Genomic DNA, 11,389 nt, shown 5'->3' on the forward strand with positions numbered 1-11,389 from the left:
TCACAGTAAAAACATGAAGTCATACTCAGGCAGGGTACATTATAAGCATAAACGGCGCAAGTACGAGGTTGGTTCGCAACCCGGCACTATTGACATACCTGAGGATGCTAAAAAACCTAAAATTGAGGTTTATTCATTTAACGATAAAGACCTGCAAACCAGCAAGGGCACTAACATGGAAACCATCACCAAGCAGATGGCCAAATGTAAAGACCATACCCACTGGATAAAAATAAACGGCCTGGGCGATGTGCAGTTGATGGAAGACATTGGCACATTTTTAGGCATCAACCATTTGGTGTTAGAGGATATTGTAAATACACACCAGCGACCTAAGTTTGACGAGTATGAGGGTTATGTATTTGCTACCAGTCGAATTTTATACCTCGACAAGAATAACGAGCTAACCAATTGTCAGTTCAGTGGGATTGTTAAGGATAATATATTCATAAGCTTTGAGGAAGATTACAGCGATTACTTTGCGGCTGTTAAAACCCGCCTTAAAGCCGGCAAAGGACTAATTCGCACCGGCGGACCAGGTTTTATCCTCTACTCGCTAACCGATACCATACTGGATAACTACTTTGTGCTACTTGCGCAACTCGGCGACCGTATTGATGAAACTGAGGATCTGCTATATGACCACCCTGACAAGCGCATTATGTTTGATGCGCAGCAATTGAAACGCACGCTTATCGTGATCCGCCGTGCGTGCTGGCCCGAGCGTGATAAGATCAACGACATGATCCGTAGTGAAAACCCGGAGATAAATAAAGATACCAAAATTTACCTTCGCGATGCTTACGACCACTGTATACAAGCCATGGATATGGTGGAAAGCTACAAGGAGGTTACCAGCAGTATCATTGATCTTTATCTGAGCATGGTAAGTAACCGCATGAACGAGATCATGAAGGTGCTAACCATCATTTCGGTTATATTTATACCACTTACCTTTATTGCCGGTATCTACGGGATGAATTTTAGCAGGGAAGATGCTCACGGCCGCCTTATACCCGATAATATGCCAGAGCTGTACGCTCATCATGGCTACGTTTACGCCCTTATCGGGATGCTTGCCCTCGCTATAGTACAACTATTTGTATTTTGGAGGAAGGGCTGGTTTAATAAGTTATAGATCTATGGAATCCCTGAAGTTTGCAGAAAAGATCATCATCAACCAAGCACCATCTCTGATTTTCGATTACACTCAGGATTATAATAATAGGCTAAAATGGGATACCTTCCTTAAAGAAGCAAGGCTTATCAATGGCGCTACCGAAGCGGGCAAAGGTGTACGGGCGTGGTGTGTTGCACATAATGGCTTGGGAATGGAGACTGAATACGTATCTTACAACCGCCCAAAGGTTACCGCCATTAAAATGACCAAAGGGCCTTACTTGTTCAGATCTTTCTCAGGATCATGGAATTTTAAGGAGCTTGAAGCTAACGAAACTGAAGTTTTGTTCACGTACTCTTTCCAATTACGTTTTCCTTTCAATCTCTTTAAAAGTCAAATAAAGAGAAACTTGCAGAACAATGTTAAGCAACGCCTCAATGACCTTAAACGAGCCGTTGAGGCACTGCCTTTATAAATTAACCACGGTTTGAAAACCCATGGGCAATAGCCCGCTGCGGGTTAACCAGCTCTGCCACGGTTACATCTAAAACCTCGGCAACCTGCAGCAATTTTTCAACAGTTAATTTTGAGTAACCTAACTCTAACTTTGAGTATGCATTTTGCGAGCATTGCATCTTTGCCGCCATATACTCCTGGGTGTAATTCCGTTTTTCGCGGATCAACCTTATATTAAAAACGATATCTTCAATCTTTTTATCAAACTCCGACTTCATAGTTTAAACCTGTGTACTTAACAGACTTACGAAGCAGATTAACGCTTGGATTTATCGACTGGTTTAATTTTTTAGTTTAGAATTAATAATTGAGTTTATTATATACGGCCGTACCTTGACTTTATCTCCCGCAGTATCTTATCAACCCCATTTGTTTTGATCTCGAAAACAGTGCTCAGCATCATGCCCAATTTGCCCGGCGGGAAACCACCACGGCTGTGCATCCACTCCAGATAGTGTACCGGTATATCGCAAAGCAACTGATTTTGGTACTTTCCGTAAGGCATACGGGTGTTTACGATATCGATCAATATCTGCGGGTTTGGCGTAACGTTATCCACGCAGTAAAAGTAACACAATATAGCTTACCAAAGCTGCTTAACTAACCAAAATGCTGCCACCGAAGCCGCTAATGCCAAGCCGACAGTTTGTTTTCTATTAGTTGTTTGCGGAGGGATATACCGCACCCCGTTTTCATCGGCTAGAGCGCTGCTGCGCACATAACGGCCCTCTTTAGGTACAGCCATAGTTTCAAACCGATTTGCCAGAAAACTTAGTGAAGTAAGCAATTCGCGGCCACGCATTACAGGCCCGTGGCCCGTAGCAACAATACGTGGTTGCAGCGCTGCCAGCTTACGTACAGAGCGCGCCGCAGCGTACCAATCTGTAGTCAAATATTTTGGCGGACCGCTTATTTTTTTCATGTAACTGAGTGCATAAACTGCAGATTCTGTACGCGTTGTTGTAAACGCATCGCCAGCTATCAGTGTTGTATTCAGCGGAAAAAACAGTGATATATGGCCCGGCGTGTGGCCAGGTGTGTGGATAACTTTCCATTCGGGCAGTTCAGGGATACCATCATACGGATCAATTTCGCGCAGGTTGCGGCTAACGTTGATGGGCGTTGTGCGCCACATCCACGAGATAAGCGTCATGAATCCCCCGCCTACACTGGTATCAGCCGGCGGGTATGATGAACGGCCTGTTAAATAAGGAACTTCAAGCGGATGAACGTAAACCGGAACATTCCAATGTTTGAGCAGTGCCTTTAGCGAACCCGAATGATCTGCATGGCCATGAGTTAACACGATAGCTGTAGGCTTGGTACCCAAGCCAAACAGACTCTCCGCTATTTCGATGATCTTATCTTCCGAACCCTTAACGCCTGTATCAACAAGAACCCAGCCTTTGCCTACACCGCGACGATTTGCGATCATGTAAATGTTTACGAATAACAAGCGCAAGCCCCACACACCCTGCCCTACTTGGAAATATTTAGAACTCATTACGTTAACTTGATTTTAATTGGTTATGATTTTAACACAAGCATTCGGCCAAAGTTTCCGCACCAACTAAAATTGTTAGTAACAGTATTGTTGTGAAAAATTTTGTAAAACAAAAAAGGCGATAGTTGCCTACCGCCTTTCCAAGTCATAATTAAAAACTATTTCTTTTTATCCCATTTCTTTTCAAGCACTTTCATCCAGTAACCACCTACTACGCTGCGCGCCTGGAAACCTACCTGCCTGCCGTTGGTAGTTTCGTGCCAGTCACTTAGTGGTACGCGGGTTGGCGTTTCTGTAGCGTATTTATAAATAGGGCCTACCAACGCCTTAAAATCATTGGCATCACTTGTTAAAGAGCCTGTCCACATGATCCAGTCTGATTTAGTATATGTTTTACGGCTATCGAGCGGTAAACCAAACTCATTTTGCTTGGTGAGGTAATATTTTATCTCACGATCATATACACTCTGCGGGAACAGATTTAGCTTAAGCATTTTATCCCAAACCAGGTTATATTTCTGGCTCCAGGTATCAGGCTTTTCAAACACCAGTGAGTAGTGGTCACCAGCATCAGCCATTTTCATCCAGCGGCCAACGTAATCTTTTGCAATAGCGCGGTATTTTGTGGCAGTTGCTTTGTCGCCAAGCATGTCGGCCATCATAGCATAGGCACCTATACCATTAATAGCCTTTAAGGATAAGTTTGCATTACGCGCCAAGTGGCCGGCAAAGTCATCGGTACATAATTGGTTGGCAGGGTCTAAACCATCCTTTACCAGGAAGTTAACCCAGGTAGTTAGTGTTTTCCAGTGTTTTTTTGCATAAGCAGCATTACCCTCAGCCTTTGCAATTGCGGCGGCAGATAAAACCATATTACCTGATTCTTCAACCGGCATATCCTCACCGTAGGTTTGGCCGTTGGCTTGCGGGTAAGTACCCAGGTCATGGGCTGCCCATGGCTTAGAAAATTTGCCGCTCTCGCTGTAGTAGAATATACCGTTCATCATGCCCTTAAGCAGATCGGGATTATGAACCAGGAACAGCGGCGCCGATGGATAGGTAATATCCACCGTATTGATAGAACCATTACTGAAGTTTTCTTTAGAAAGGAACAACAATTCGCCCTGCGGACTACGTACCAAAGCGTGTGCAGCAATGGTTTGGCGGTATGCAATAGCACAAAGCTTAGCATACTCAGCACCACCGGCAGCAGCCGCTTCGTTGTAGATCTTGGTATCAAAAGCCTTGCATTTAGCAACTGTGGCTTTGTAATCTGCCGCGGCTTGTTTTAATTGGCCAACAATGGTTTGATTGCCGTTCTGGTTCCACCATGGGCGAAGGTTTTTACCGAAATATTGAATGGAATAAACATCATCGTATCCCAATTCAACAAATTTTTCTACCGGTGCTGCACCTACCTTACCGAACGGAATAACCGTATTAAGAAAAACACTTGTACCTTCTTCTATTGGGCCGGTTTTAACATTGCCGGCAAATGAACCAACTGCCTGGTTATCATTGGTGATGTATTGCGATGCTTTTTCTGTAACCGGTGCAGCCACGTAGAAGTAACCCCAATCAATACGCACATCATCTCCGCGTTTTTTAAGGATAGGTTGTTCTTTAGTACCTGTTTTTAAGATGCTTAAACCGTTGCTAATGGTTTTTGAAGCCGTTACTTCCTGCGTAGGTTTGTTACGGGCCAGATCGGCAGACGCGCCTACGTAAACCTGCACATTATGCGTTTTACCGTCATTAGCTTTCACATTGTAAGTGATATAGCTAACAGGCCTTGCCATAAGGCTTAGGTTGTCCATTAGCAATGGCGAAGTAAAAGTTAACTCCAGATCGGTTTTACCAGCTTTAAATTTGTAGATGGTACGGGTAGCAGTAATTACTACCGAGGTTTGCTTTGCGTCTTTAAGACCTTCATATTCTGCAGGTTCTACTTCTTCGGCAAAACCGGCATCAAGCCAGGCACCGCCGCCGGTATTCACACAATGCATAGCAAGAACGTTCTCACCATCTCGTAATTTGTTTATGGCACTTTTGCCTAATTCGATAGCTTGCAGATCGCCGTTGGCACCGTCGCTATGGTTTATTTTTTCACCGTTAAGGTAAACATCCGCCTCATCATCGTGGCGAAGGCGAAGTATCAGTTTATTAATATCTGTCTTGGTGAATGTAAAAGTACGGCGTATCCACAGGTCGCGGCCAGTCCAAACTGTTTTTGCCTGGTTAGCATCATCACCAAATGGTGCCATGCCGGTTTTCCAGTTTTTATCATTAAAGCCGGTTTCCTCCCAGCCTTTGCCCGGGTCGGTTTCTGTGTATTTAACGGAGTGAGGTTGTTCTTCACCGGCAGGTACCAAAGTACGATAGCTTACGGGTTGTTTACCCATAAAACGATAAGTTTCGCCATCAACTTTGATCAAACCTAAAAGCGACTGATGCTTACCTGTCCAATGGTTGGTGGTAGATTCATTCAACTCATCCGTAAAAGACCATACGCTAAAATACGGGGTATGGGTTATCAATGGATAGGCGGGCGCTTTGGTTGCCTGCGCCCCCGCAAATTTGCATGCGAATAGCGCAGCCGCCGTTAAGGCGTACTTGAAAGTGCTTTTCATAAATAGATGTATGTTTAACAGTTATTAATTGATATCGCTAAGATAGTCAATTAATCGGTTTAGCCTAATAATTGTGGCTTAGTTGTATAAGTTTCCCAAAGCAACTCGCCAAATAAGGTATTTGCCCACGCAAACCAGCTGCGGGTAAATTTAGTTGGATCATTTTTATGGAACGACTCGTGCATAAAACCTGTACCGCCATGCGTTTTGCGTAACATCTCAATACATTCCTTTATCTCTGTGTCGTTGTTGCTAGTAAGTGCGCGAATAATGATACTGATTGGCCAAACCATATCCTTACCAATATGCGGGCCGCCTATGCCCTCACCTGCCGTACCTTTAAAAAAGAACGGGTTGTTTAGCGATAGAAGCATTTTGCGGGTGTTGAGATATACCGGATCAGTATTTTTGATCGCATCAAGATAAGGTAAGCCCAGTAAACTCGGTACGTTGGCATCATCCATTAAGTTGAAGCTTCCGAAGCCGTTCACCTCGTAAGCATATATCTTTCCATAATCCGGGTGGTCTATCACGGCGTGTTTCTGCAGGGCGGCATTTACCTCGTTGGCCAAAGCCGTTAACTGGCCGGCAAGGGCTGTATCTTTTAAGATCGTGCTTACCATCTCCGCAGCTTGATTTAAGCTCACTACTGCAAAGAAATTTGAAGGGATAAGAAACGAATAGATAGTAGCATCATCGCTCGGGCGGAATGATGAACAGATCAAACCAACTGGTTTAACAGGGTAACCAAAACCATTCATCGGCACACCGTCTGTAGCCCATGCTGTTTTACGCTGGAAAGAGTATGGGCCGTCGTTTTCCTTACGCTGTTGCTCTTTAAAAGTTTTCAGTACGCTTTGTATAGCCGATTTCCAGCGGGCATCAAATGGCGAAGTATCTCCGGTTAATTTCCAGTATTTGTAACCCAAACGGATGGGGTAACATAATGAATCTATCTCCCATTTACGCTCATGCAAGCCCGGTTTCATATCGGTTACATCATCCTTCCACTCGCCTACTTTGTTAGGGTCATCATAGAAAGCATTTGCATAGGGGTCGCGCAGTATATTGGTAACCTGACGGTTGATAACACCCGCAACCAGGTTCTTCAATTCTTTATCTTTATTAATGAAAGCAAGGTACGGCCAAACCTGTGCACTGCTATCACGCAGCCACATGGCATCAATATCTCCTGTAATTACATAGGTGTCAGGTTTGCCATCAACCAGTTTATAGGTAACGGTAGTATCAAGCGTATTTGGGAAACAGTTTTCAAAAAGCCAGCCCAGTTCAGGGTTTTTAACCTTTGATTTAAACTCACTTATCGCTTTCTCAACAGAGGTACTTTTAAAGTGGCGTTTAGCCGCAGGTACCCTCACAACCGGAAAAGCAGCCGAAGAAGCTGCCAACGAAAACTTATTCATTAAAACGCCTGCACCAAGTAAGGTGGTACTGCCTATAAATTGCCTTCTCTTCATTATTCTATTTTGGTAGTGAAAATTTTTTGAAGTAAAAATAAAAAATCTTCCGGCTTTGCAGCCGGAAGATCGTTCTCAATTGTTTAAAGTTTGCCCGCGGCCTTTAATACCGCAGCAGCCTCCATTGTAGTAACACCACTTATCTGGGTGGTTAGGTCTGTTGTAGTTGTTGCGTCGGGTTTCGTTTTCCAGTCAGATCCTACGAAGAAATCCGGCCTGCTGATACCCTTTGCAAAAAGCGTTTCAGAATTATACTTTAAAAACGCAATGTATGCATCCCTGCTTGCCGATGGCACATCCTGCTTAAGCGCTACCAGCGTTAGGTAACGTACCAGTATGCCTTTGAACAAACCGCCATCGCCCTGGCCTTCGTTCCTTAGCAAGCCGCCGGGTGCAATATCAAGGTCTTTGATAGTTGCAGTGGCGTTAGTGGCTGCATCATTCAGGTAGCTTGCATCGCCGGTTGCGTTGTAAAGCTCAAGGGCAGCTCCCATAAACACACCCTGGTTGTAGGTGAATTTATTTTTGTCGATGGCGCCGTCGCCTTTAGAGTTTACGCCATCCCAAACTATACCACTTGCATCAAATAGCTTACCCTTTAACCAAGAGTAAAGTTCTTTAGCCAGGTCAAGATCGGCCTGATTTTTCTCTAATTGATATAAACGTGCGGCAAAAATTATCGCCGGTGCGTTAGCAGGTGTATTTTTATAACCTAACTGCGATTTTCGCCAGGCTATGCCGCCACCCTGCTGATCATTCTTACCTTTTTTTATGTCAGTCCAAAGTGTTTTGGCTGCGGTTAGGTAATCAGCGTCATTAGTAGCCTGATAAGCGCGCAAACTCGCTAAAGCCAGCCACTCCATATCGTCATAGTAATCATTCTCATAACGGTTACCATTAGCTTTGTAAGTACCCGTTAATAACGATTTCATGCGTTGTTTGTAAACATCGCTTTTGGTACGCAGGTAGGCATCGGTAAAGGCATCAAGCGTATGTGCCTGTGGCCAGTAATTGTAAGTTGTATTACCCTGGTTATTGGCAACAAAGTAATTACCGTTTGCAGAAAGGAACGTTGAATATGTTTTATCCTGCAGTGTATCTGCTGTTTTGCTGTAGGTAAAATCAAATTTTTGAGACACTGCCTTATCGCCGTAAAGCGGAAAAGGTTTGTCTTTTAAGCAGGATGTGAGTAACAGCGTTGCTGTACACATCATTGCAAACCGCTTTATATTTTTGATATCGATTATCATATTAAATTGGGTTTATAATGTACGGCAGGTATGCCTGCCATACGGTTAAACTTATTTAGATGCTGTAACGGTGTGCGTGTAAGCCGCTACATCTGCATTAAAGATCACCTTAACATCGCCTGTCTTGTTATCCAGATCGTGATTAAATTTGAAGGTGTAATCGTAAACCGAATTATCAACCGGCACCATGTAGAAATAAGATGGTGCAGTTGCGGCTGTTGCAGCGCTGTTATCCCTGTTAGAGCTACCGAAGTATTGATCTGTTGTTGTATTATCAGCATTCTTATAGGTGAACCTGAACTTATAACGTTCATCGCGACCCCAGCTTTCCTGGTGGAATACAATAGACTTGTTCTTAGCTTCCCAGGTTCCGTTGCCTGTGTAATCAAGATCGAACCAGATTTTGCTATCGGCAGAGAACCACAAGCCTAACCTGGTTACTTCGGTTGCTTTAAACAACGCATCGTTAAAGCTCACTTCTATTTTGTAGATCTTAGTAGCGCCTGTCACTGCAGTTTCGCCTTGTTCAACCAACCTGGTACCGTTGTATGAGTATTTGTTGATGATACCTGTTTTAGCATCAACAAATTGGTAGCTACCGGCTTTTAAAGAAGTGTAAGCTTCAAATTTACCTTCGCCCACTTTTTTCATTTTAATGGCGTTGGCAATATCTGCACCGCCTTCGGTTGCCGAACCGGTTAGGTAAACCGCATCCGGACTTTCAAAACCAACCGGGCGCTGTACCGAGATGGTACGTTTTGATGACGCTACCGAAAGATTGATACCTCTTGATGAACGCACAGTCCATATCAATTTTGCGATCTCTTCCGGCTTTGCACCTGCAAGTGAAGCTATCTTGTTCAGATCGCTGTATGATACGGTAAGCTTGTTGTACAAACCGTTGCCATCTGATGGAACAGAATAAAGTGGTTTTGAGAAATCGCCGCCCTCTTTATCAAAAGCCACTTCGTACTGAACTAAACCGTTGTCTGAGGCGCGTGATTGCTCCCACTCAAAGGATACCGAACCCGATGCCCCCGAAGGGATTTTCACAGCCTTTGCATCTTCCGGTGCGAACAAAGTGTTAACAGGTGTAACAGTGGCTTTATCTAATGATTTATCTTCTTTTTTGCAGCCTGCCATAACCAGCAGCGCCGCGAAACCTGCAACAATGCAGTAAAAAATATTTTTCATGATCTTGTTTGATTATAAAATTTTTCTAATGATGATTTTTGATTACCAGCCCGGGTTTTGAGTGAGGTTAGGATTAATAGCCCGCTCATCGCGCGGTATTGGCCACAGGTAGTTCTTGTTCTTATCAAACGTGCGCAGGTTAGCGCGTATATAACCGTTATCTACGCCGGCAGCACCGTACTTAGCACCGTGTGCCCAACCGTTTAAAACATTCTCGGCAATTCTCCAACGACGGATATCAAATACCCTTAAGCCTTCCAGGGCAAATTCAACGCGACGTTCGTTACGAACGATCTCGCGCATATCGCTTTGGCCTACCGCCGGATAATTTAATGCATTTGCATCGGTAAAGCCAGCACGCGAACGCAGCGCTCCTACGGTTTGCGACCATATTGAAGCGTTCATTTGGCCAAGTTCTGTTTTTGCTTCAGCATACATCATCAGCACATCTGCATAGCGGATCAGGATAAGGTTTACACCCGAGCCAAAATCATCAACTTTTGAAGTACGGTCATAGTATTTGTGCACGTAATAACCCGTTGGTGACACCGTTGAACCTGGTACATATTCATCCAAACCTGGTTGGTTAGGATCAGTGCCCGGTTTAATATAAATGGTCTTTAAACTACCATCACGCAGATCCCATTGATAGTTGTGGTAAACAATGGTGTAGGTTAAACGAGGGTCACGGTTTACATACGGGTTGTTTTCGTTATAACCTGAACCAGCGTCGCGTGGTTTTTTACCATTGGTCATCAGGTAGCTGTCAACAAGCTCCTGAGTTGGGGCAAGCGCATTTAAACGACCACCTACGGAAATTGGCACCATATCCCTCAGATCGGTATAATACCTGTTGTTGCCGCTTACTGTTGTCGGCATGTATTCCAGGTCAAATATCACTTCACTATTGTACTCGTTCTGCGGCGCAAAGATGCCACCGTAAGTAGAGAACAAAGCGTAAGTACCATTATCAGTTTTGCCTATCAGCTTTTCGCACTCTGTAGCTACATCTGCCCAGCGGCTTTGATACAATAATACCCTCGCCTTAAGTGCAATAGCAGCACCTTTTGTAACCCGGCCACGATCTGTCTGCGCGTAGGTGGTATTCGTAGGCAGAGCTGCAGAGGCATCATCCAGTTCTTTTAGAATAAATGATACTACATCCGCTTTAGGCGTACGGGTAATGGTTTTAGATTCATCTATAGTAATGTCTTTCTGGATCAGCGGCACATCGCCCCACCAGGTCTCCAACATAAAGTAATGCCATGCCCGTAAAAAACGCGCTTCGGCTTTCATCCGTGCTTTGAGAGTAGCATCCATATTCGGAACTCTGTCAACATTCTCCAGGAAAATGTTTGAGGTTTTGATAGCGCCATAATGAGCGCCCCACTCCCCTTTGAAACGACCTAACGACGGATCATAAGTTCCGGCTGCGATTGAAGCAACACCGTTATTATCTCCCCTTCCGTTGAACGCGTTATCAGACATTGCTTCGTTAAAGAAGAAATCGCCGCTGCTCATGATCTGCGAGTATGCAGTGTTAAGCACGTTGTTGGCCTTGTCTGCAGTTGTCCAGTAGTTGGCGTCAGTAAACCTGTCTTGCGGCAACAGGTCCAATTTTTTACATGCTGATAATACCGTAACCAGCACCAGCACCAACCCTATTTTATTGATATTATATCTCTTCATGTTAATGT

General features: G+C 44.3%; 10 protein-coding genes. 2 read left to right on the plus strand and 8 right to left on the minus strand.

The window, feature by feature from the left end; genetic code table 11:
- Positions 1-13 precede the first annotated feature (13 nt).
- Both corA and INP83_RS16515 read left to right on the plus strand, forming a co-directional pair.
- Positions 14-1,138 carry a magnesium/cobalt transporter CorA gene (corA, locus tag INP83_RS16510; RefSeq protein WP_219125127.1) on the plus strand — a complete coding sequence of 375 codons (1,125 nt, stop codon included), beginning with the start codon at positions 14-16 and terminating at the stop codon, positions 1,136-1,138.
- A 4-nt stretch (positions 1,139-1,142) separates the two neighbouring features.
- The gene (locus INP83_RS16515; RefSeq protein ID WP_219125128.1) at positions 1,143-1,595 is read left to right on the plus strand and encodes a type II toxin-antitoxin system RatA family toxin; all 453 of its coding nucleotides are present in this window, start codon (positions 1,143-1,145) and stop codon (positions 1,593-1,595) included.
- A gap of 1 nt (position 1,596) precedes the next feature.
- On the opposite strand, the gene INP83_RS16520 is transcribed toward INP83_RS16515, so the two are convergent.
- From INP83_RS16520 to INP83_RS16555, 8 genes are all read right to left on the minus strand, one after another.
- Entirely contained in the window at positions 1,597-1,854 is a 258-nt protein-coding gene (locus tag INP83_RS16520) for a helix-turn-helix domain-containing protein (RefSeq protein WP_219125129.1), read from the minus strand.
- A gap of 98 nt (positions 1,855-1,952) precedes the next feature.
- The gene (locus INP83_RS16525) at positions 1,953-2,195 is read right to left on the minus strand and encodes a DUF3820 family protein (protein WP_255563176.1); all 243 of its coding nucleotides are present in this window, start codon (positions 2,193-2,195) and stop codon (positions 1,953-1,955) included.
- Between the two features lie 24 nt (positions 2,196-2,219).
- On the minus strand, positions 2,220-3,140 hold the full coding sequence (locus INP83_RS16530; RefSeq protein ID WP_219125130.1) for an MBL fold metallo-hydrolase: 921 nt from the start codon (positions 3,138-3,140) through the stop codon (positions 2,220-2,222).
- Positions 3,141-3,298: 158 nt separating this feature from the next.
- The gene (locus tag INP83_RS16535; RefSeq protein WP_219125131.1) at positions 3,299-5,770 is read right to left on the minus strand and encodes a glutaminase family protein; all 2,472 of its coding nucleotides are present in this window, start codon (positions 5,768-5,770) and stop codon (positions 3,299-3,301) included.
- A 59-nt stretch (positions 5,771-5,829) separates the two neighbouring features.
- Positions 5,830-7,248 carry a glycoside hydrolase family 125 protein gene (locus INP83_RS16540; RefSeq protein WP_219125132.1) on the minus strand — a complete coding sequence of 473 codons (1,419 nt, stop codon included), beginning with the start codon at positions 7,246-7,248 and terminating at the stop codon, positions 5,830-5,832.
- An 83-nt stretch (positions 7,249-7,331) separates the two neighbouring features.
- Positions 7,332-8,498 carry a glycoside hydrolase family 76 protein gene (locus INP83_RS16545; RefSeq protein WP_219125133.1) on the minus strand — a complete coding sequence of 389 codons (1,167 nt, stop codon included), beginning with the start codon at positions 8,496-8,498 and terminating at the stop codon, positions 7,332-7,334.
- Positions 8,499-8,549: 51 nt separating this feature from the next.
- Complete coding sequence (locus INP83_RS16550; RefSeq protein WP_219125134.1) at positions 8,550-9,692, minus strand: SusE domain-containing protein; 1,143 nt, start codon at positions 9,690-9,692, stop codon at positions 8,550-8,552.
- Between the two features lie 42 nt (positions 9,693-9,734).
- Positions 9,735-11,381, minus strand: a complete 1,647-nt coding sequence (locus INP83_RS16555) for a RagB/SusD family nutrient uptake outer membrane protein (protein ID WP_219125135.1) — start codon at positions 11,379-11,381, stop codon at positions 9,735-9,737.
- Between the last annotated feature and the right edge of the window lie 8 nt (positions 11,382-11,389).

This window comes from Mucilaginibacter sp. 21P (genome assembly GCF_019331605.1).
Classification (GTDB): domain Bacteria; phylum Bacteroidota; class Bacteroidia; order Sphingobacteriales; family Sphingobacteriaceae; genus Mucilaginibacter; species Mucilaginibacter achroorhodeus.